This window comes from Staphylococcus sp. M0911 (genome assembly GCF_003491325.1).
Lineage (GTDB): Bacteria > Bacillota > Bacilli > Staphylococcales > Staphylococcaceae > Staphylococcus > Staphylococcus warneri_A.
In genome coordinates this window covers 951,053-973,655 of record NZ_CP022881.1, presented here as the reverse complement: position 1 = coordinate 973,655, position 22,603 = coordinate 951,053, and the positions used below count along the sequence as shown (strand labels likewise).

Annotated in this window: 25 protein-coding genes; 7 read left to right on the top strand and 18 right to left on the bottom strand. The window is 31.0% G+C overall.

All coding sequences use genetic code 11. The features are described 5' to 3' along the window. Positions 1 to 144 precede the first annotated feature (144 nt). Entirely contained in the window at positions 145 to 1,239 is a 1,095-nt protein-coding gene (locus tag ssp1_RS04735; RefSeq protein WP_002452362.1) for an FUSC family protein, read from the top strand. A gap of 88 nt (positions 1,240 to 1,327) precedes the next feature. On the opposite strand, the gene ssp1_RS04730 is transcribed toward ssp1_RS04735, so the two are convergent. The 3 genes from ssp1_RS04730 to mutY all read right to left on the bottom strand — a co-directional run bounded on the left by ssp1_RS04730 (position 1,328) and on the right by mutY (position 5,060). Further along, entirely contained in the window at positions 1,328 to 3,064 is a 1,737-nt protein-coding gene (locus tag ssp1_RS04730) for an ABC transporter ATP-binding protein (protein WP_002452361.1), read from the bottom strand. 296 nt (positions 3,065 to 3,360) lie between these two features. Then, on the bottom strand, positions 3,361 to 3,903 hold the full coding sequence (gene ntdP / locus ssp1_RS04725) for a nucleoside tri-diphosphate phosphatase (RefSeq protein WP_002452360.1): 543 nt from the start codon (positions 3,901 to 3,903) through the stop codon (positions 3,361 to 3,363). A 113-nt stretch (positions 3,904 to 4,016) separates the two neighbouring features. Further along, entirely contained in the window at positions 4,017 to 5,060 is a 1,044-nt protein-coding gene (gene mutY / locus ssp1_RS04720; protein ID WP_075778663.1) for an A/G-specific adenine glycosylase, read from the bottom strand. Between the two features lie 152 nt (positions 5,061 to 5,212). On the opposite strand from mutY, the gene ssp1_RS04715 reads away from it, so the two are divergent. Next, a complete protein-coding gene (locus ssp1_RS04715; RefSeq protein ID WP_002452358.1) occupies positions 5,213 to 6,190 on the top strand; it encodes a metal-dependent hydrolase in 978 nt (325 codons plus the stop codon). A 107-nt stretch (positions 6,191 to 6,297) separates the two neighbouring features. On the opposite strand, the gene ssp1_RS04710 is transcribed toward ssp1_RS04715, so the two are convergent. The 7 genes from ssp1_RS04710 to ssp1_RS04680 all read right to left on the bottom strand — a co-directional run bounded on the left by ssp1_RS04710 (position 6,298) and on the right by ssp1_RS04680 (position 11,771). Further along, positions 6,298 to 7,107: a hypothetical protein gene (locus ssp1_RS04710; protein ID WP_075778664.1), complete on the bottom strand. Its 810-nt coding sequence runs from the start codon at positions 7,105 to 7,107 to the stop codon at positions 6,298 to 6,300. Between the two features lie 8 nt (positions 7,108 to 7,115). Beyond that, positions 7,116 to 8,624: an ATP-binding cassette domain-containing protein gene (locus ssp1_RS04705; protein ID WP_075778665.1), complete on the bottom strand. Its 1,509-nt coding sequence runs from the start codon at positions 8,622 to 8,624 to the stop codon at positions 7,116 to 7,118. A gap of 14 nt (positions 8,625 to 8,638) precedes the next feature. After that, positions 8,639 to 8,953 (bottom strand): YfhH family protein, encoded by a 315-nt coding sequence (locus tag ssp1_RS04700; protein ID WP_015364863.1) that lies wholly within the window; start codon positions 8,951 to 8,953, stop codon positions 8,639 to 8,641. After that, positions 8,931 to 9,749 carry a recombination regulator RecX gene (gene recX, locus ssp1_RS04695; protein ID WP_002452354.1) on the bottom strand — a complete coding sequence of 273 codons (819 nt, stop codon included), beginning with the start codon at positions 9,747 to 9,749 and terminating at the stop codon, positions 8,931 to 8,933. The genes ssp1_RS04700 and recX overlap by 23 nt, the downstream gene beginning before the upstream one ends. Before the next feature lie 169 nt (positions 9,750 to 9,918). Then, positions 9,919 to 10,728: a monofunctional peptidoglycan glycosyltransferase SgtB gene (gene sgtB / locus ssp1_RS04690; protein ID WP_075778666.1), complete on the bottom strand. Its 810-nt coding sequence runs from the start codon at positions 10,726 to 10,728 to the stop codon at positions 9,919 to 9,921. A 237-nt stretch (positions 10,729 to 10,965) separates the two neighbouring features. Continuing rightward, positions 10,966 to 11,484, bottom strand: coding sequence for a type 1 glutamine amidotransferase domain-containing protein (locus tag ssp1_RS04685; protein WP_075778667.1), 519 nt, complete (start codon positions 11,482 to 11,484; stop codon positions 10,966 to 10,968). A 125-nt stretch (positions 11,485 to 11,609) separates the two neighbouring features. Further along, on the bottom strand, positions 11,610 to 11,771 hold the full coding sequence (locus ssp1_RS04680; RefSeq protein ID WP_001830395.1) for an SE1561 family protein: 162 nt from the start codon (positions 11,769 to 11,771) through the stop codon (positions 11,610 to 11,612). Positions 11,772 to 12,004: 233 nt separating this feature from the next. Between ssp1_RS04680 and yfkAB the strand changes: the two genes are divergently transcribed. Then, positions 12,005 to 13,147: a radical SAM/CxCxxxxC motif protein YfkAB gene (yfkAB, locus tag ssp1_RS04675; RefSeq protein ID WP_107541020.1), complete on the top strand. Its 1,143-nt coding sequence runs from the start codon at positions 12,005 to 12,007 to the stop codon at positions 13,145 to 13,147. A gap of 118 nt (positions 13,148 to 13,265) precedes the next feature. Here the strand turns inward: yfkAB and ssp1_RS04670 are convergent, their stop codons facing one another. Genes ssp1_RS04670 through ssp1_RS04660 form a run of 3 tightly spaced genes read right to left on the bottom strand, consistent with a single transcriptional unit; the run spans position 13,266 to position 15,312 of the window. After that, positions 13,266 to 13,796 (bottom strand): acyl-CoA thioesterase, encoded by a 531-nt coding sequence (locus ssp1_RS04670; protein WP_002452295.1) that lies wholly within the window; start codon positions 13,794 to 13,796, stop codon positions 13,266 to 13,268. 58 nt (positions 13,797 to 13,854) lie between these two features. Then, complete coding sequence (locus ssp1_RS04665) at positions 13,855 to 15,096, bottom strand: aminopeptidase (RefSeq protein ID WP_075777807.1); 1,242 nt, start codon at positions 15,094 to 15,096, stop codon at positions 13,855 to 13,857. Between the two features lie 12 nt (positions 15,097 to 15,108). Continuing rightward, complete coding sequence (locus tag ssp1_RS04660) at positions 15,109 to 15,312, bottom strand: DUF1128 domain-containing protein (RefSeq protein ID WP_002452293.1); 204 nt, start codon at positions 15,310 to 15,312, stop codon at positions 15,109 to 15,111. A 146-nt stretch (positions 15,313 to 15,458) separates the two neighbouring features. Between ssp1_RS04660 and ssp1_RS04655 the strand changes: the two genes are divergently transcribed. The 3 genes from ssp1_RS04655 (at position 15,459) to ssp1_RS04645 (ending at position 17,678) form a co-directional block, all read left to right on the top strand. Next, positions 15,459 to 15,923, top strand: coding sequence for a low molecular weight protein-tyrosine-phosphatase (locus ssp1_RS04655; protein ID WP_049423330.1), 465 nt, complete (start codon positions 15,459 to 15,461; stop codon positions 15,921 to 15,923). A 6-nt stretch (positions 15,924 to 15,929) separates the two neighbouring features. Beyond that, on the top strand, positions 15,930 to 16,214 hold the full coding sequence (locus tag ssp1_RS04650; RefSeq protein ID WP_002466132.1) for a YtxH domain-containing protein: 285 nt from the start codon (positions 15,930 to 15,932) through the stop codon (positions 16,212 to 16,214). A 228-nt stretch (positions 16,215 to 16,442) separates the two neighbouring features. Beyond that, positions 16,443 to 17,678: a YihY/virulence factor BrkB family protein gene (locus ssp1_RS04645; RefSeq protein ID WP_075777806.1), complete on the top strand. Its 1,236-nt coding sequence runs from the start codon at positions 16,443 to 16,445 to the stop codon at positions 17,676 to 17,678. Between the two features lie 57 nt (positions 17,679 to 17,735). Here the strand turns inward: ssp1_RS04645 and vraR are convergent, their stop codons facing one another. The 5 genes from vraR to map all read right to left on the bottom strand — a co-directional run bounded on the left by vraR (position 17,736) and on the right by map (position 21,396). Beyond that, complete coding sequence (vraR, locus tag ssp1_RS04640) at positions 17,736 to 18,365, bottom strand: response regulator transcription factor VraR (RefSeq protein WP_002452289.1); 630 nt, start codon at positions 18,363 to 18,365, stop codon at positions 17,736 to 17,738. Continuing rightward, entirely contained in the window at positions 18,355 to 19,398 is a 1,044-nt protein-coding gene (gene vraS / locus ssp1_RS04635) for a sensor histidine kinase VraS (RefSeq protein ID WP_002452288.1), read from the bottom strand. Before vraS ends, vraR begins: the two co-directional genes overlap by 11 nt. Then, positions 19,395 to 20,096, bottom strand: a complete 702-nt coding sequence (vraT, locus tag ssp1_RS04630; RefSeq protein ID WP_002452287.1) for a cell wall-active antibiotics response protein VraT — start codon at positions 20,094 to 20,096, stop codon at positions 19,395 to 19,397. The genes vraS and vraT overlap by 4 nt, the downstream gene beginning before the upstream one ends. 14 nt (positions 20,097 to 20,110) lie before the next feature. Further along, the gene (locus tag ssp1_RS04625) at positions 20,111 to 20,497 is read right to left on the bottom strand and encodes a DUF2543 family protein (protein WP_118828139.1); all 387 of its coding nucleotides are present in this window, start codon (positions 20,495 to 20,497) and stop codon (positions 20,111 to 20,113) included. Positions 20,498 to 20,640: 143 nt separating this feature from the next. Further along, positions 20,641 to 21,396 carry a type I methionyl aminopeptidase gene (gene map / locus ssp1_RS04620; protein WP_002452285.1) on the bottom strand — a complete coding sequence of 252 codons (756 nt, stop codon included), beginning with the start codon at positions 21,394 to 21,396 and terminating at the stop codon, positions 20,641 to 20,643. A 163-nt stretch (positions 21,397 to 21,559) separates the two neighbouring features. Between map and ssp1_RS04615 the strand changes: the two genes are divergently transcribed. After that, positions 21,560 to 22,549: an FUSC family protein gene (locus tag ssp1_RS04615; RefSeq protein WP_171970102.1), complete on the top strand. Its 990-nt coding sequence runs from the start codon at positions 21,560 to 21,562 to the stop codon at positions 22,547 to 22,549. The last annotated feature ends 54 nt before the right edge of the window (positions 22,550 to 22,603 follow it).

The window sequence follows — 22,603 nt, the reverse complement described above, 5'->3', positions numbered from 1 at the left end:
TTAAATTTAAGACCATAGTTAATGTAATTTTAAAGTCATCTATAATGGTTATATTCACTTGAAATTTATTGTCAGTCAGTGTATAACAATAGTGAATACGAATTTAATATTATATTCAATAAATCATAAAAGGAGCGCTATTTTTTGAGACTTGGAGCTCGGATTTTAAAAACTGGTATAGCAATTATATTAGCTATGTCTATCGCTTCTTTACTACCTGATGATGTTGGTCTTAAATCATTAGCCGGCGTCAGTGCTGTTGTTGCTATGCAACCCAGTGTCTATAAGTCGATAAAAACAGTTTCAGACCAAGCTATAGGTAACATCATTGGTGCGTTATTGGCTGTCACTATGGTGACGATCTTTAGTGATAATTTCATTATCATGGGTGTCACAGTTATATTATTAATTGCAATTTTATTCAGATTTAACTTAGCCCATGTTGCTACTTTAGCAAGTGTAACTGCATTAATCATTATGGGACAACATACAGGGTCTTTCTATGTTGCCGCTTTCTTTAGATTTGTTCTAGTCATGATTGGTGTACTAAGTTCTTCAATTGTGAACTTGTTATTCTTGCCTCCTAAATTTGAAACGAAAATCTATTATAATTCTGCTAACATTTCATCTGATATATTTGTATGGTTTAAACTCGTACTAAATGATACATCCGAATTTCATAATATTAAACAAGATGGCAATCAGTTAAATACTAGGATTAATAAATTAGAGCAGATTTATAATTTTTATCACGAAGAAAGACCACTATTTAAAAAGCATATCCACGCACAATATCGAAAGAAAATTTTATTCAAAGAAGTAGTAAGAACGACTAGATTAGCATATGAAGTATTAAATAGAATGTCACGTTATCAAAATGATTTACATCAACTAAATAATCAATTACTATTACAGATTAAATTAGAATTGGATTCACTTATTGCTTTTCATGAACAAATTTTAAAAAGTTTATCTAAAAAAGCAAAATATAATGTGGCTCAATTTCAATATGAAGTTGATAATCCTCAAAAGAAAGATTTAATGGATGCCTTTCAAAATGAATTGATCCATAATCCATATCAAACACATTATTCTTATGCTAATATTATGCAAATCATCGCAGCTATTGAAGAATATCGATATCATTTGGAACATTTAGATCGTTTACGAATTAGTTTCTTCACCTATCATCGTTCAGATTCTGATATTGATATCGCTGATGAAGATTTTGATTTATAATACCGAATATTTGTTAGCAATAAATATCCAACTCCAAATTAAAGAAGAGCTTAAGGCACTAAATGTCTTAAGCTCTTCTTTGTCTTATTTATAAATTTTGAATACTGTATAAGTGTTCATATGCACCTTTTTTATCGATTAATTCTTGATGTGTACCCGTTTCGACAATTTGTCCATTTTGCATCACTACTATCTTATCTGCATGTGTGATCGTTGATAATCGATGTGCCACGATTAAAGTAGTACGGTCCTTACTTAACACATCAAGTGCTTCTTGTATGATTGCTTCACTTTCTAAATCTAATGCACTTGTTGCTTCATCTAAGATTAGTATTGGTGGATTGTTTAAGAAAATACGTGCTATTGATAGTCTTTGTTTTTGACCACCTGATAATTTGACACCACGTTCCCCTACTTCAGTGTCATATCCATCTTGCAAATTCATAATAAAATCATGAGCATTAGCCATCTTAGCCGCTTCAACGACTTCTTCGTCTGTTGCATCAGGTCGACCTAATAAAATATTTTCTTTCACAGTATCAGAAAATAGGATATTATCTTGTTGAACTAAGCCAATTTGATTTCTCAGGCTACCTGTTAAGAAGTCTTTAATATTATGTTGGTCAATCAATATTTCACCATCAGTTACGTCATAAAATCTTGGTATTAAATTGATTAAGGTAGATTTTCCTCCACCACTCATTCCTACAAAAGCAACTGTGTCTCCTTTATTTATTGTCAGATTAATATCTTTCAAAACTTCTTGTTCATTTTCATTATATTTGAAACTTACATGTTTTAATTCAATTTGTCCTTGTTTAATCTCAATAGGTTGTGCACCTACACCATTTTTAATGTCATAATCTTCATCAATTAATTGAAAAACACGATCCATTGAAGCAAAACTTTGTGTAAGTGTAGTAAATGATGAAACTAAACGTCTTAAAGGTCCAAACAATTGTTCAAGATATCCAACAAATGCTGCTAAGGTACCGACTGTAATTGAGCCACTTATAGCTAAATATGCACCTACACCTATAACAATAATTGGTCCAATATCCGTTACGGTGTTTATCGCTGCAAATGAATATGCGTTCCATCTTGTATGTTTGAAAGCTTTTTGTAAAAAGTTTTGATTTCGATTATCAAAATTTTGAGCTTCATTATCTTCAATAGCAAAGCTTTTAATAACTGACATACCTTGAACGCGTTCATGTAAAAATCCTTGAACTTCCGCTAATGCTTGAGATCTAACCCTAGTTAACTTTCTTAATCTTCCAAAGAAGAAATATACAGTTAAAATATAAAATGGGAATATAAATATCGCTGCAAATGTTAATTTTACATCAAGGAAGAACATGATCGTTAATGCAATTATAATTGTAATACAATCTAACCAAATGTTCATAAGACCTGTTAAGATAAAATCTTTAGTTTGTTCAACGTCATTAATTACTCGTGAAATCACTTGACCAACTTGATTGTTGGCATAAAAGCGAGCACTTAATGCTTGTAAATGATTGTATAACTGTTTACGAATATCATATAAAATTTTGTTACTTGTCCATTGTGCTAAATATTGTCTTATAAATTCAATTGGTGGTCTTACTATTAAAAAGATAAATAAAGCTATACCTATGGCAATTGCTAAATGTGAATACTTTTCACTAGCGCTTAGGGAGTGATTATTAATAACACCATCAATCGCATATTTTATAAGTAATGGAATTAACATCGGTATACCGAATTTAATAATACCAACAATAATTGTAGCAATGATTCGATATTTGTACGGTTTTACGAATTCTAAATATCGTCTAATCATTTGTTGTAATCCCCCCACATTTTATTTGATATTGATTTATTTAAAATGGAACAGAGGTTGGATACGGTAAATACATCATGAATAACGATTCACTTCAACTATCTCTTTAAATTAGAGAAATAGTTAATAGGTGTTATTCTTCGGTAATTTACTTACATATCTCAACCTCTGAATGATATGATTATCAAGTTTAGCTATATTGATAGAGATTGGTTCATATCTAATAATCGTTTTAAATAATCCAATGCAATATTAAATAATATAAACCATCTCTATATGTTTTACATCTTATTTGCTTAATAATCTCTAATTTTCTTATATCGTTCTTTCCATACTTTAATAAAGTCTGGTGCGAACGGCCCTTTTTTCTGTTCAATCCATTGTTGTAAAATATCGACACTACGTCTCAATATAACATCAATATCATGAGGGTAGTTCATTTGATTCATATGTTGTTCATACTCATCTTCATCTAACAAATGATATTTACCATTTGGATAAACTTTAATATCAAGATCATAGTCTATATATTTTAAAGCTTCCTCATCACATACAAATGGTGAAGACAAGTTGCAATAATAGTAGACACCATCTTCACGGAACATACAAATGACATTAAACCAATACTCTGAATGAAAGTAGACAATAGCTGGTTCTCTCGTAATCCATGTACGACCATCACTTTCTGTTACTAGCGTATGATCGTTACCACCGATAATGACATGATCAGTTCCTTTTAAAATAGTTGTTTCAGACCATACACGATGGATATTACCATCATGTTTATAACTTTGAATCTTTATATCTTGTCCTTCTTTAGGTATGGATTCTTTTACCATACTCCACACCACCTTTATACTTTTTAACCATTTAGATTATATCATATTTATAAAGTACTTCTGAACTTTGATGCAATTAAATTGATACTTTTAATACATTTATTTCCTTACTGTTATACTTCAATAAATTGATAAATTTTAGCCATAGGTACTGGAAAAGTAAATTGATCTCGTTGTTCTAAATCAAACCATATCATATTCTCAGGTAAAGACGACGCTTCAATCTCAAGTTCCTCTGGTACGCTATACACCTTAATATGCCATGTTAAATGCGTGAATTGATGCTTTAATTTAAAAATCGGTTCAGATAAAGGTTCAATCTGGTGGTTTAATTGCTTTGATATTTGGTCAATTGCATGAGATGTTTCAAACATCGGGAATTCCCACATTCCACTTAATAATCTTTCTTGTCGTTTTTCTAATAGATATTCACCACGTTTATTACGAATGAGAAAAACACTTTGATCAATCGTTTTCTTTTTAACATTCTTAGTTTTAACAGGTAAATCTAATACAGTACCTTTATCGTATGCCTCGCAGTTTTCTTGTACTGGGCAAAACATGCAGAGTGGATTTTTAGGTGTACAAATTAATGCACCAAGTTCCATCATAGATTGGTTAAATGTACCAGCTTCTTCACGCACGTATGGTAATAATTCTTGTTCATAAGCTTTACGTGTGGATTGTAGTTTTATATCTCTACTGTCATTATTAAGTCTAGACCAAACTCTAAATACATTACCGTCAACAGTAGGTAGCGGATGATCAAATGCAATACTCATAACTGCCGCTTGTGTATATGGCCCAACACCTTTTAAGGCTTTAAAATTCTCAGGATCTGACGGCACAATACCTTGATACTCATGTTGAACTTCTTTGATTGCATGATGAAAATTTCGTGCACGACTATAATATCCTAGCCCTTCCCAATATTTAAGTACTTCATCTTCATGCGCCTCACTTAAATCCGCAATAGTAGGGAATCGTTGTATAAATCTGTCATAATAATCAATAACTGTTTTAACTTGTGTTTGTTGCAACATAACTTCGCTTAACCATATATAATATGGATTCGTCGTTTCACGCCAAGGCATAGAACGTTGATTTTGATTAAACCATTGCATTATATTTTTTTTAAAATTGTCTTCTAAATACATATATTTCCCTTTCTTCAACGTGTTTTGATGTTTTAAATTAAGCACAAAGGCTATTTTACATACATGTTATATAAATTAATGTGAGTTGATTTTTTTATTCCAACTTTTAGATTATAATATATTATAAATTAAGACGAAATGAGTGAACATATATGGATACAGCCACGCATATCGTGATTGGTGTTGGCCTTACAGCACTTGCAACACAAGATCCTGCTATGTCAGATACATTTGCAGCAACCGCTACAACACTAATTGCAGGATCACTTATACCTGACGGAGATACAGTTTTAAAACTAAAAGATAATTCAACGTATATTTCACATCATAGAGGTATTACACACTCTATTCCTTTTACAATCTTATGGCCTATTTTAATCACGTTTTTAATTTTTGTCATATTCAACCATACGAACCCTTTACATGTATGGATGTGGGCGCAATTAGCTGTGTTCTTGCATGTATTTGTTGATATCTTTAATTCCTATGGTACACAAGCTTTAAGACCTATTACAAATAAGTGGATTCAACTTGGTGTAATTAATACGTTCGACCCAATAATATTTATTATTCTATGTATTGGCGTGGCATTGTGGGCATTTGGTGTACATCCTTACTTAGCCTTTTTCCCGATTATCGGGGTTCTCGTAATATACTATATTGTCCGCTTTAAAATGCAATCATTCTTGAGAAAACAAGCATTGAAGCAAATTAAACAAGAACATAATCCTGTTAAAGTTTTCGTGATTCCTACTTTAAAATTTATGGAATGGCGTATAGCAATTCAAACTGATGAACATGATTATGTAGGTAGATCATTTGGTAGAAACATTGTTTTTAGTGATAAGGTCAAACGTCAACATTTATCAATTGATTCATTATTATGGAAAGTTAAAAACAATAAAGATATTAGGACATTTTTAAATTTTTCATCGATTTATCGTTGGCAAACAACACCATTAGAAGATGGTACTACTGAAATTAGATTAATGGACTTGAGATATTTAAATAATGATCATTATGCATTTGTTGCAATTGCTCATTTAACTCAACAAGATGAAATCGACCACTCATATATTGGATGGGTATTTAGCGAAGATAAACTTCAGCGTAAATTATTCGCCAAATAAAATAGCCGAGGCACTTGGATAACTTCATTCTCCAAGTCCTTGGCTATTTTTCTTATTATTTCTTTTGCTCATTCTCTACTTTTTCATTATTATTTATTTCATTCAAGCTATTTTTTTTCATCATTAGATTGAATTACTTTTTGTAGTTTTATATTTTGATTTCTATATTTCGCATGTGCTACATAACGTGACAATGCAAAATTGATAATAGAAATGATTGCAATAAAACATAACATGTATAGATGATATGGAAGATTAGCTACACTCACGTTTCCAAATAACACTGATTGCGCCAATCCATTAACTATATAATATAAAGGGTTTAACATTAATAGGTGTTCGATAAGCGTCAAGTGTGTCTTTGGCATATAAATTATAGGCAATATCAAAAATTCTACTACACAAAAGATATAGAAATATTTATCAATTTTGTAATTTAGTATTTTCAAAAGACCGAATGTTACTGACAATAAACTTATCAACACTATAGAAACAAATAAAAAGAATAACGTCGCTAATAATGAACTTTCATAGTTTATGGGTTTTAATAATGCAATGATAGTCATTAGTATAAATATCACTACACTTCCAACAATCGTGGTAATTACAGTAGGTGTTACTGGTGTAATATGAAAAGATTTCGTAATTAAATAATCTTTAGCATATAATCTATAACATCCATACAAAGTTAGCATGATAAAGATAAATGCAAATAGTGTTATTAGTCTATATAACCAAATACCATGGATAACTTCTGTAGCATTTGTAAATTTAAAAAATAGTTCTGCGATTAAAATAAACACTAAGCCAACTATAAAACTTAAGGTGAACCACTTCCATAAACTTTTAATTCTTTTTAACGTGTATGTTAAAAGATGTGGTAAGTTTTTAAAATATAATATTATATTATCAATCATGTTTACACCTACAATTCAATATATATCCATTTATTATCTTTTAAATCAGCAATAAAGTAACCATCTCCTGATTTACAAATCCAAATATCCTTCTTGATATTAAACTTATCTTTCAGCTCGCTTTTATTCACAATCGGCATCACAAAACCATTTAATTGATTCTCATCGTTAAATATCATTTTAATCGGCTGAGATGTTATATCAGCAACAAAACGATTATCATCTTCAGGTACTAGTGACTTTTTCACAGAACTATGTTCTTTATGTAAATGGCTATTGAAGTAATCCACATATTTACTATAGTTGGATTTAATATATGGAGATAGTGTTTTAAAACTATGTTTTTCATATAAACCTGCTGGATTAAAGTATTCTAATTGATTCTTTGCTATAGTATAACGATTACCACTTACATCAATACGATAATTTTTACTGTTTTCACCATCAATAGTCACAACACTATATTTGGGCAAAGTTAAATTACTTGAACCTGAAAGTTTACTACTGCCCTTTAAGGCTATACCGTATGCCAATTTATCCTCATATGTATCTTTAGCTTGTGTTTGAAGTGTGGCTTGGTTATTTTCAGGTACGTTAACTATGCCTAAATTATTGAATATAAATATACCCATCAGTGCTAAACCTAAAATAAAGCTAACCATCAATGTCCAAAATCTTACCAAGAATACTGGTGGTTTAGCATGATTATATCGTTCTATTCGTTTAAAATTATAAGTCATCTCTGGCATTCTTGTTCTACTTTTTTTCCAATCCAGGTCAAATGACGCAAGTGCTTCTTTAGATTCAATACTTTTTCGATCTTTTTCATGTTCTATAAAGGTAGGAATAACTTGGTTTACAGAGCCCTCCATACGAATTTGACCATGAGAAACCCATGTAATATAGTTACTTACTTGTTCGATTTTATCAATATCGTCATCGATAAAGACCATTGTTTGATTATTATCTATGTATTCATTAGATAGTTCTGTAGCTCTATTCATAAATGTTTCATCTAAATATTGAAGCACATGATTTAAAATGATGATGTTAGATTGGCAAGATCTCGCTATACTTAATAACAATTGCGCAAACTCTTGTTTTGACAATTTAGAAATCACTTGTTGCTCATCTACATGGGCATATTGTATCACTTGATCAGCTTTATGATTTGCTATTTGATAAGGAAATAATTCAACGATATGAGTGACATAATCCTTAACAGTTTGATGAATCATACGTCTATCTTCAATATCTCCATAATATATATGATCAAGTTGAACTAATTTCCCCTTGTCAGGTTCGATAGATCCGGATAACAACCTTCCTATTAACCTTTTTGATGAACCTGGTTCTCCAATAATACCTAAAGATTCTCCTTGGTATATATGTAGTGAAATATTATTTAAATCAATGTCATCTGCGCCGTAACCAAAAGGTAAGTACCATTTTTTAGTTTTTTTGTTTCTATAATAATGAGTGACTTTCAGTAACTTTAAAACGATTGAACTTCCCATTTTATTTCATCCTTCTACAATTTTAATAATGCAATTGGTAATCCTTCTTCGGGTTCACTACTTTTAATTCGGAATCCCCAAGCAAATATACCTTTCAGTCTTTCAACTTTAAAATATTGATCACTACCATCATTTAATTGATAAATACGACCTAATTCTATTTGGTTACGATCAACAAGGTAGCTTTCTGCTACAATGACTTTACTTTGGTAAACGTCATATTCATTTAAAATACCGTTCATTTCTGCTTTTCTCATTTTTTCTTTATATGTTTGAATTTCATGTCTTAATTCTTGTTCAGACATCTCACTCAATTTCTTCTGTTCCATGTTCGATACCACTTTCTTCTAATTTAGATTTAATTTTATCATATTTATAGCCTTTTCTCATAAGTGTTTCTATCGTTTTTCTTATAACTTGTTGACCTTCATATTTACGTTGTTGCTTGTTATAAACTTTTTCTAAATCTGTTTGTAACATATGGTCCAATTGATCTTCATCTTCTGAAAAGTCTAATTCATCCATAGCATCTTTAATTCTTTCCATCGTATACCCTTTTTGCATCAATGATTGCATGACTTTTTGTTTTACCTTAGACGTCGGTCCTTTTTTAGTTCTAATTACTTTCTGCGCAACTTTAACTATATCCTCTAGTGGCTGTTGCTCTATATATATTTCTGTATACTGGTCGATAATATTAGGCTCTACGCCAGCTTGATACAACTTTTGTTTATATATTTCAGGGCCTTTATCAGTTGTATTAATCATTGTATTTTTTAAACTTTCTGCATAATCATCATGGTCTATTAATTTTTCTTGATAACAATAATCTATAACTTGTTGAATTGCACCTTCAGAAACTTCATTTTTTGATAAATGCTGTCTAACTTCTTTTTCAGTACGTTTTCGATATGACAGAAATTGAATTGCATCATTTAAACCTCTACGATAATGATCATGTTTTTGTATCTGTTCCATATCTGAGGGTTCTAATACTTGACCTTTTTTTAAATTGAATTTAACTAAAGTATCAATATCAATTCCCATTTCAAATTCATTATCAAGATATAGGTTAAACCGCTCTTTATTTTTCTTTTGAACTTCTAATTTAGTGATTTTAGGCATCATGCACCTCCACTTGCGTATTGTATATTACTTATTATGACATAGTTTGATAATTATCTAAAAACCATTGCTTTACAAAAATAAATACCCTATCAGCTACCCAATATTAGGACTTCAGTTACACATAACTGTAATTAAGTCTTTCATATTGCATATGATAGGGTAAGTTTTAGTTACCTAATTGTGCCATTGCTTCTTCATATTGTTCATCTGAAATATAATGAAGTTGTTTCATCTTTTCTAAATTTGTTTTAACTCTATTTATAAAATTATCAGACATATCTTCAATATTATAAACACTTGGTGCATTGACTTTACTAGCTAAAATAGCACTTTGCAAAACACTAATTTGCTTTAAGTTTTGATTATCTTTATTAGTAGTTGCACCGAAATAATGATTGGCTGCACCTTCTACCGTATATTGATTGTCACCAAAATATATATTGTTTAAATAAAAACTTAGTATTTGGTTTTTATCATATTGTTTCTCAACTTTATGTGCTACAAATAATTCTTTTAATTTTCTTGTAAATGAACGTTCGTTATCATAATAATAATTTTTAACAACTTGTTGTGTAATCGTGCTACCACCTTGAACATCATGATCACTTAATGTTGAAAACAATGCACGCGATGTACCCTTAAAATCAAATCCATGATGTTTATAAAATCGTTCATCTTCTAACGAAATAAATGCACCTCTTACATATTCAGGCATTTGATCAGCAGCAACGTAATCATTTTTATTTTCTATCGATTTTAAATCATCCACGTTAGCTCTAGAAGACATAAAGTACATTAATCCTAAAAACAGAACTATGATAATTGTTAATATGATTAAAATTCTCAAAAAAATACGTTTGCTTTTTTTCTTTTTAGGTGGTTTTCCTACTGGTTGGTAATAAGTATTATAGTGAGGTTCACGCATATCTCGTTGATACGTATCATTCGATTGTGCAAATCTATCGCTTCTTTTCATGCATTTGCTCCTTTACTTAAACTCACTGTTATAATGTGAGTTTACCAGTACTTACGTGGTTTAGCTATAGTTAATCATAAAAATCAGTCCCAGGGTGTACGTGATCACAAATGGTATTAACTATATTTTGTTGAAAATTTATAGTTTCATTATATCCATTTATATATCAATAAATATAAAAATAGCCTGTTGAAATTAATCAACAGGCTCTATATCAGTGCTTAATTAATGCTTAAATTAATTTTCTAATTGTTTAACAATTTCTCTGTTAAAGTCATCTAAATCATCTGGTGTACGACTAGTTACAATGTTGTTATCTACAACTACTGATTCGTCAACAACATGAGCACCAGCATTAGATAGGTCTTTTCGAACATTTAATACTGCTGTTAATGTTCTACCATTTAAATCATCAGTATCAATTAACACTTGAGGACCATGGCAAATTGCGAAAGCAGGTACATTATTTGTTGTGAAATATTTAGCGAAAGTACCGTATCTACCCTCTGCATCACCACGTAAATGGTCAGGTGCAAATCCACCTGGTATTAATAAACCATCGTAATCTTCTGGTTTAGCATCAGCAATACTTACTTGAACGGTTGCTTTTTCTCCATGTTTACCTACAACCTCTTGGTTTTCATTATCTCCAACGATAACTGTTTCAATACCAGCATTTTCTAATGCTTCTTTAGGGCTTGTTAACTCTATATCTTCAAATTCATCTGCTAAAATAATAGCTACTTTTTTACTCATAATATAATCACCTTTCTATTGTACGATTATATTTATTACTTTCACTCTTTTACATAATTTTAAACATCATCTAACAAATGAAAACTAATCGTCACTAAAGTGTCACTAATAATGATTACCTATAATTATTTTGAAACTTGTTTCACTTTTTCTTCTAATTGATCTAATAATCCAATCCACTCATCAATGTCTTCAACGCGTACTTCATCAGGGTTTACGTGATCAATATCTTCAATAAATTTGTTTAATCGTGTTTTAATTTGGTCAATCGTTTGTTGTTCACTCATATTAAATAAGCGCTCCTTTAGTTTGTTTTTTGATAATATCATCCTAACAGAATTTGACAAAAAGCGATATAATCTTAATAATGTTTACTGTACTTTTTACAAAATTTAAAGAGAAAGACTCGGTAAAAGTTAGATTTAACTATATTTTGTTATGAATCAATTCATATTAATGATTTACTTCATTTACATATCTAATTTTATACTAACGTCCCCCTCTTTTAGGAGTAATATTCATGTTAACAACTAATAAAAAACCTATTTCAATACATAATGATCCTTGGGAAGCCTATAATGACATCATTGATAATGGTCAACTTACTTTAAGTAATATAGAGTTTACGACTACTAATTTATGTAATATGAGATGTAGTCATTGCGCGGTTGGTTATACACTTCAAACTCAAGACCCAGAACCTTTACCAATGGACATTATTTACCGTCGACTAGATGAAATACCTCATTTACGTACGTTATCAATTACGGGCGGCGAACCCATGTTTTCAAAAAAATCTATCAAGAATGTTGTTAAACCATTATTAAAATATGCATATCAACGTGGTATTTATGTTCAAATGAATTCTAATTTAACATTGCCACAAGATAGATATTTAGATATCGCTGAGTATATCGATGTCATGCACATTTCTCATAACTGGGGTACAATCCAAGAATTTACAGATGTGGGCTTCGGTGCTATGAAAAAGCAACCACCTTTGAAAGCGAAACTCAAATTATATGAACAAATGCTTGATAACGCAAGCACGCTCTCTGACCAAGGTATGTTCGTTTCTGCAGAAACAATGTTGAATCAAAGTACTTTACCCTATTTAAATAAAATTCATAAAGAAATTGTAAATGATATGAAATGTAGTCGTCATGAAGTACATCCAATGTACCCTGCTGACTTTGCTAGTACATTAAATGTATTGTCATTAAAAGAAATGAAAGAAGCAATTCATCATTTATTAGACATTAGAGATGAAGATACTTGGATGTTGTTTGGTACGTTACCTATATATCCATGTATTAATGATGAAAATGATCAACATTTATTACAACGTTTAAGACATGCTAAAAACGTTACAATGCGAAATGATCCAGATGGCCGCAGTCGTTTAAATGTAAATGTCTTTACAGGTAATGTCATCGTAACTGATTTTGGTGATGAAAATGGGACTATCTCAAATATTCAAAATGATAAACTGACAGATGTTTTTAAGCAATGGCTTAATTCAGATTTAGCACAATCACTCAACTGTCATTGTGCTGAATATCAGTGTTTAGGACCAAATGTTTTAGTGAAAAATATGTACTACCCTAATACAGATTTTAAAGAAAATGAAAAAGCAATGCATGCTAAGCGTATTTTCTCTTAAAGTCTTTATTGTGTAGCATTTTAATTGAATCGCTATTTTAATAAGTATTAAAATAGGCCCTTATATCAATACGTTTTAACGCATTGGTATAAGGGTCTTTATTTAGGTAATTAGAGTATTATCTTTCTATATGCTGAATTTTAGATAAATACTCAATTGTATTTTTGCTTTCATCACGACGTTCTTTGCGACGAGCAACACGTTGTGGTGCAGTTTCATGGAACCATTTTTCAACTTTATCTTCTGGATATACTTGAGGTACTTGTGTTGGTTTACCACTTTGATCTAACGCAACGAAAGTTAAAAAGCTAAGAGCTGCTAATTTTCGTTCACCTTCGAACACATCTTCAATAATAATTTGCACACATACTTCCATCGAACTACTACCAGTGTACGAAACCATCGCTTCATATGATAAAATATCACCATTTTTAATTGGCAATAAAAAATCAACAGAATCCGTTGACGCTGTAACAACAGAGTTACCTGCATGTTTCATGGCAGTAATAGCTGCAATTTCATCAACGTTAGCCATTAAAGTACCACCAAACATCGTATGATGATGATTTGTATCTTGTGGATAGACTTGTCTAGATTTCAAACTTTTAGATTCTGACATTGCTTTTTTAGTCACTTGTTGTTTTGCCATTCATATCTCCCTATCTCTTAATGAATTTTGACTCCTCATCTGTTCTATAACATGATATTTAATTTGCCCAATTACCATTTTTAAATACGAGTTCTTTAGTACCATCTTCTAATATGCCATAGATAGTTAAATCTGCACTGCCAATCATAAAGTCTTCATGCACATTTGAATCATTTAAACCACTTGCTATTTTTTCTTCCGTAGTCATTTCTGTTCCACCTTCAATGTTGAAGCCGTATGCTGAACCTATAGCTAAATGACAGGATGCATTTTCATCAAATAACGTATTATAAAAGATGGTATTACGATTTGAGATTGGTGAATCATCCGGTACTAACGCAACTTCACCTAATCGTCTAGCACCTTCATCGGTATCCAATAAATCTCTTAACACGTCTTCACCTTTATCTGCTTTAAAATCAACAATTACACCATCTTTAAATGTTAAGGTAAAGCCATCAATAATATTACCATTAAAACTCAATGGCAATTTATTAGTCACATAACCGTTAACATTGTTTCTATCTGGTGCAGTGAAAACTTCTTCTGTAGGTATATTAGCAATAAAGGCTTGTTGATCACCATTGACATAACTTGTCGCATCTTCCCAAATGTGACCTTTAGGTAAACCAACAACTAAGTCTGTTCCTTCAGATAGATAGTGTAATGCTTTGTATTGTTTTTTCTGTAATTTATCAGCATGCACACTTAAATTTTTTACGTGAGATTTCCAATTTTGAATTGGATCGTTACCATCAACTCTTACAATATCAAATACTTCATCTATAAAAGTTGAGTACGCATCTTCTACTGATTTATTAGGATATACACGTTGCGCCCAAGCTTTAGATGGGAATGCTGCTACGACCCATGGGAATTGATTCTTTTGACTTGCTTCCATATAACCCTTATACGCTTTTGAATATTGTAATTGATAGGCTTTTAATTTACTTGCATCGATGCCACTTAATAAGTCTGGATCTTCAGTTAATATTGCAAGATTCGCTGCCCCTCTTTTCACAAAGTCCATTCTAGCTTCTACATCATATGACTTAACGTCGTTATTTTCAAAGTGGTCTAATGATTCATATTCAAATTTTAATCGTTTTAAACGTGGATCAGCATACTCAACTCTAACATCTGAAGCACCCGCAATGTAGGCCTCTTCAACGACTAAATGAGTGAGTTCCAATGCCTCAACTGATGATCGAATAAATACTGGTTGCTTATCTTGAACATTCATTCCTACTCTAACTAATAGTTGTGCATATTGTCTTAACTTGTCTTGATAGTTACTCATTTAGGTTCCCCCTTATTGTCGTAATTGTCCTAGTGCATCTGCAATTGCAGTGACCTCACTAGGTGAAAATGAATCCTTTGAAGTAACAAATTGATGAATTTCACTAATCTCATCATGATTTGCCTCTTTAAATTTATCTGGATCGATGAGTGCTTTATTGACGATATTTAATTTTTGTCTAATCTCAGTAATCATCTCTTCATTAGTTAATGCCACACGTCTCACCTCTTTATCTAAGTAATCATATTCTATCAAACTAACATACTTTATGGAACTTTAATAGAAATTGAAAAAATTTGCTTTCTAATTGTTTGAAGAACCATTAAAATGGGGATATAATTACATGGTTTGGAGGAATCAATATGGTAGACGTTGCTTTTGTATGTCTTGGAAACATTTGCCGTTCTCCAATGGCTGAAGCTATCATGAGACAAAGACTTCAAGACAGAGGCATTAAAGATGTTCGGGTACACTCTCGTGGTACTGGTAAATGGAATTTAGGAGAACCACCACATGAAGGTACTCAAAAGATTCTTAAAGAACATCAAATTCCTTTTGATGGTATGATTAGTGAGCTATTTGAACCGACAGATGATTTTGACTATATTATTGCTATGGATCAAAGTAATATAGAAAATATCAAAGCAATTAATCCTAACATTCAAGGACAATTGTTCAAACTATTAGAATTTAGTAATATGGAAGAAAGTGATGTACCAGATCCATACTACACAAACAATTTTGAAGGTGTATATAAAATGGTACAATCATCTTGTGATCATTTAATTGACTACATCGTAAAAGATGCAAATTTGAAAGAGGGGTAAAATATTATGGAAAACAAATTCATTCCTGGTGTATTATTAGGCGCTGTTATCGGTGGCGCAGCAACATTAGCTGATAAATCAACTCGTAATTCATTAAAACAATCATTCTCTAATGTTAAAGAAGGCAAAAAATCTCAAAAACCTTCTAAAGTTAGTAGCATTAAAGATGAAGTAATGTATTGGAAAGATGTTATCGAAGAAATTCGTCGTAACAATCCAGAATTAGAACGTTCTATTAAAGATGCTAAAGACACATTTGTTAATAGAAAAAATGAACGTATTGGTAAGTAATGGAATGCCAAATGGACAATTTAATTGAATGTTGGCTTATCGCCAATACGTAATCTAGCTATTTTAAATAGTGAAACACTTCTATTATAATTGTCCCACTCCATTAATACGGGGGTGAGTTTAAGAATTCATTTCCAAATGAGTTCTTTCTCACTCCCTTTCTTTACAACTAATATTAAAATAAAATTGCATTTAAAATTCCATGTCAAAGGACTAAAGGAGATTGTTATGTCAAAGAAAGAAAAAACAAGTTCCAAATTCCTTAACTCTGCTAAAGAATATGAAGAGCATAAGGATGACAAAAATAGTGATAATAAAATTAAAGTAGACCGTACATATATTGAACCACAAGAATTTCAATCTAAGGAACCTAAGAAAGATAACCAAGTTTTCTTCTTATCAAGATTGAACAAACCTGCTAAATATACAAAGAATTCAAATTTCTTTTCTTATTTAGTTTATAGAATTGGCAAAGATGATGCTTCAGGATTAGCAGCACAAATGACTTATCATTTCGTTCTTGCAATGTTCCCTATGTTAATTTTCTTATTAACATTGTTACCATTCTTTAATATTGAACAAAGCCAAATTACTAATATGTTAAGCAGTACACCTTCTGAAACATCATCAATCATAAAAGGTGTCATTGGCGATGTAACGAAGAACTCAAGTGGTGGCTTACTATCTGTCGGTTTGATCTTAGCAATTTGGTCAGCTTCAAATGGTATGACAGCAATTATGAACTCATTCAATGTTGCTTACGATGTTGAAGATAGTCGTAACGGCATTTTACTAAAACTTCTAAGCGTTGTTTTTACAGTTGTGATGGGCGTTGTTTTTGCTATCGCAATGGCATTACCAACGTTAGGTTCTGCTATAAGTCATTACTTATTCGGACCTTTAGGCTTAGATTCTGAAGTAAAATGGGTATTCAATTTAATAAGAGTGGTATTACCACTTATCATCATTTTAGTTTTATTTATCGTGTTATATTCAGTAGCACCTAATGTTAAAACAAAAATTCTATCTGTATTACCAGGTGCTATCTTCACTTCTATCATTTGGTTACTAGGATCATTTGCATTTGGTTGGTATATTTCTAACTTTGGTAATTATTCTAAAACATATGGTAGTATCGCAGGTATCATTATTTTACTAATTTGGTTATACTTAACAAGTTTCATCATCATTATAGGTGCTGAAATCAATGCGATTATTCACCAACGTCATGTGATTAAAGGTGAAACGCCAGAAGAAGCTGCATTGAAACATGATGATAATAACCAAAACCATTACAACGAAGATACAACATATGAATATAATGATCATCGTGAAATAGGTAAAGATGAAGATTATAATATTGATAAAAATGCTAAAGACAAGTATCAAGAAGATCAAAGTACGATGAAAGATAAAATCGTTAATAAAATTAAAAATAATGATTCTGAAGATAAACATTCTTAATCATTAAATTAAAGGCCAAGTGGAATTGATATATCATCCACCTGGCCTTTTTTATAATTATTGAATTAAGTTATGTTGGAATGCATAAATGACTGCCTGTGTTCTATCTTGAACTTCTAATTTACTTAGAATATTACTTACATGAGTTTTTACTGTTTTTATTGTAATATGAGATGCACTAGCAATCTCTTGATTAGAATAACCTTTAGCAATTAACAATAAAATTTCCATTTCTCTATCTGTTAACATTTCGTATAGCTCAGCACGTTTTTTCATTCTGTTACGCATTTTAACTAATACTTCTGGTTCAAATACCGATTCACCATGATATGTTTTACGAACCGCTTCTGCGATATCACTAGCACTTGTGGTCTTTAAGATATAACTATCTACACCAGCATCTAGAGCTCGATACACTTCTTTATCTTCAATGAAACTTGTAAGCATCACAACTTTAATGTGTGGTAAATCCTTTTTAATTTCTGTTGTCGCTTCTACACCATCCATATCATCCATAAGTAAATCCATTAGAATCAAATCTGGTTGTAACTCATGTGCCTTTGCAATTGCATCTTTCCCAGACTCACCTTCTCCCACTACTTCAATGTCAGATTGTGTTGATAAGTAACTTGAAATACCTATTCTAACCATCTCATGGTCGTCTACAAATAATACTTTAATCGCCATACGAATCCTCCTTGTTTAATGGTGCTTTAACTTCAATACGTGTACCAGAATCTGGTAATGAAACGATATGGAAAGTAGCACCAATTTCTAGTGCACGTTCACGCATATTCTTTAATCCATAACTTTGCTCAAGTTTCTCGTCTACATTAAAACCTTTACCATTATCTTGTATACGTAACAATAAATAATCTTGTTTATTAAATAATTCAACCGTTACTCTTGTACCATTAGAATGTCTCAAAGTATTTGAAATTGCTTCTTGTGTAATTCTGAATAAATGATCCTCTATTCCTTTTGGTACTTTAAATTCTTGAATCTCATGTACTACTTTCATTGGAACTTTCTTTTGAAGGTCAATGACTAAATCTTTAATTCCTTCACCTAATGATTTATCTTTTAATCCTAGCGGTCTTAAATGAAGTAACAACGCTCTCATTTCAAGTTGAGAATCTTGAATCATTTTTTCGAGTACAGGTATTTGTTGATCTAATGGTGGTTCTAACTGTGTTTCTTTAATTGCTGATAACATCATACTTGCAGCGAATAGTTGTTGACTTACAGAATCGTGTAATTCTCTTGCTAAACGTTGTCGCTCGTCTTCAATAATTTTTTTAACTTTAACATCATTCATATTGTAATTTTCGTTAGTTAAATTTTGTGTTTTCATTCTTAATCGATGTAACTCTTGATTTAATGGAACGAGTGTATGATATATTTCTAAAGTCTCACTATACAATTCAATATTTTGGTCATTAATACCAACTGTTTCCCCTTCAATTGATCGCTCAATTTGAGTTTTAATCCAATCATTCTGTTGATTAATTTTATATGCTAGAACTGATCCGACTATAATACATAATAATATAACTATAATATTTAAGAATAAGAACACTGGAATACCGAAAATTTGTGTATAAAACATGCCTTGAAAGTAAATGATGTTAACAAAAACTTTATCAATAAATAAGAATGCCGTTAACATACTATATATCAATATCAGCATTGACCCAATGGCTCTTATATAGTGATTCATCTATATATCACCTCTACGTCGCCAATAAATGTTGATACATAGACATTAACTGTATAATTTTCTTCTTTTGTCTTTTCTTCAACATGAATATTATTATTCTCTATCTTGTATGATTTTTCATTAATATATGCGGAACCATAAAATGCCGTCGCATGGATATTAATATTATAATTTAATGGCACAATCACTTGTACTTTACCTAATATATGTCTAACAACAATTGTGTTGTTATCTTTAATATTTGCAGCTTTAGTTAAATCAATATGAATATCCCCGATTCCATGTTGGATTTGAACATCTTCCCACTTATATACATATACTGGTGTACGTTGTTCACCAAACCATTTCTGCTTAATAAATGCTGGCGAAGTAACTTCTTCTTCAGTTGCTGTTACTTTTAATGGTTTAAATTTATAAATTAAGTACCTTACAATTAATATTAATAAAAATATAAACAAAATGATAATTGTATATTTATTAGAAAGTAAGGTGAATGCAATTAACAAAGTACCAATCCAAAAGGATAACAACCCTCGTACTTTATGAAAATAAATATATCCTACATAGACTAATACACACCCTAAAAGTAAAACGAGTAAAAAGCCTATTTTTTCAAAGAATATATAATAAAAATTAGCAATAATCATTAATGCTGTAAAAACTATCAACAATTCTGTTGATATATATTTATGTGTCATGATTCGCCACCTTTCTATGCCACAGCACTCATATATTGAATTAAATGACATTCTTTTTCGATAGTCATTTTCTCTTTTGCTTGTTCACTTATTTTAGCTTCAATTTGAGCACAATACGCTTCAATTTGATTTAAATGATTTCTTAATGATGCAATTTCATTATCATGTACTTCTTCTGCACATCTAATATTATATAAATCTGCTATATCTATATATTTATTCTCTAATGCTAATGAAAGACTGTCAATTAGCTTTTTAAGTTGCATTCGCTTTTCATTTAAATAAGCGATATAATCTTCAATACTTTTCAATTTTTTGTCTAATTTCATTTTATAATCATCAATGTTGTATTGTAATGATGTTTTAAATATTTTATTTAAGTAAATCTCCATGTAATTCATAGAACCACCTCACCCTTGATTAGGTTCTATTATAAAACAATTCCGAAACCATCAGTAATAGGCTCCGGAACCATATCTTGTTAGTCCTTTAGTCCTAGTCTATGTAAAATGAATGACTATACGATCTAAAGGATGATAATACTTTAATCTTCAATTTTAGTTGTTAATAAAGGGCCTTCTTTTGTGACAATGACAGTATGTTCTATTTGTGCAACGTAACTTTTATCTCTTGTTTCAAATGCCCATTCATTTTTACCTTCAGTCACAAATGTTGCTTTAGAAGAAATAAATGGTTCAACTGCAATCACAAGTCCTTCTTTTAAAAGTGTTTTATCTTTAGGATCATAATAGTTCATGACATGATTAGGTGCTTCATGTAATGATTGACCAACGCCATGACCTGTTAGGTTCTTAATAACTGTTAAATCATTTTGACGTGCTGTTGCGTGTACAGCTTTACCAATATTACTCAACTTTGTACCTGGTTTTACTTTAGCCATTGCATTCTCAAATGCCATTGTAGCAACATCACACACTTTTTGTTTCATAGGATCACTTGCTTCTCCTACCACAAATGAAATACCTGTGTCGGCATAATAGCCATTTTTCAATGCAGAAACATCAATATTAACTAAGTCACCTTCACGAATCACACGTTTTCCAGGTATACCATGTGCAACTTCTTCGTTGACACTGATACATGTCTGTCCTGGAAAATTCTCATCATGAATTGGCGCTGAAATTGCACCATGTTCTTCGAATAACACTTTAGCAATATTGTCTAACTCTTTTGTCGTAACACCTGGTTTAGTCTCGGCTTGCATTGTGTCTCTAACTTTTGCACAAATATAGCCAATCTCTTTTAAAGCTTGTAATTCCTCATCTGTTTTTACAATCATTTTTATCCCGTTCCTTTTTATTTATTATTCTATCTTATTATAGCAAAAATTTTTTGATATACTAAACATGAATGCATTGAAATGACTTTATTTTGTTTGATTAAGAAAGAGAATTTGTAAAACCGTAAATCGTTTTAAAAATTCCCTTTTCAAGGGGGACAACATGTTGAATGAAAAATGGTATAAAAATCTTATTGGTGCTCGCACTATCAAGACAGGTTTAGCTACATTTTTTACGACTGTCTTTTGTATGTTATTAAATCTTACACCAATATTTGCCATATTAACTGCAATTGTAACAATTGAACCTACTGCTAAGGCCTCAATTAAAAAAGGGTATCGCCGTTTACCTGCTACAGTTATTGGCGCATTATTTGCAGTTGTATTTACTTTTATATTTGGGGATCAGTCACCATTTGCTTATGCATTAAGTGCAACATTGACAATTTTAGCCTGTACTAAACTGAATTTACAGGTAGGTACAACGGTCGCTGTATTAACGTCAGTTGCAATGATACCAGGTATACATGAAGCGTATGTATTTAATTTCTTTTCACGTTTACTAACCGCCTTAATTGGTTTAGTGACAGCAGGTCTAGTCAATTTTATGATTTTACCACCTAAATATTATAATCAGTTAGAAGATCATCTTTACGATTCTGAAGAAAAAATGTACGCACTATTTAATCAACGGTGTCATGAATTGTTGCTTGGTCGCTTTCAATCGGATAAAAGTAATAAAAAGATTATCCGAATCAGTAATTTAAACCAAAAAATTGATATGCTAACTGGCTATCAACGTGATGAACTTACTTATCATCAGAACAAGGCAGACGATTGGAAAAAATTAAATAAATTAACTAATAGAGCTTATACTAATCGATTACTGATGACCCATTTAGCAAACATTATATATTTACCTAAAGATGCACACGTATTCTTTACACCTGAAGAAAAAATGGCAATTCTAAAAATCAGTACAAGTATTAGCCAAATCCTATGTGATGGTACATTTAGACGTGAGCGACAATCCGCTTCAACACTAAAATCTTCAGTTAAACAACTAGAAGAATTTGACCAAAATCAAATTAAAAGTCATCTTATATACGAAATATTGTTAATCTATAAAATATTAGACCATCGTTATGCATAATAAAATAGAAAGAGGTTGCGACTCGTTACAAAAGTCACAACCTCTTCTTTTATG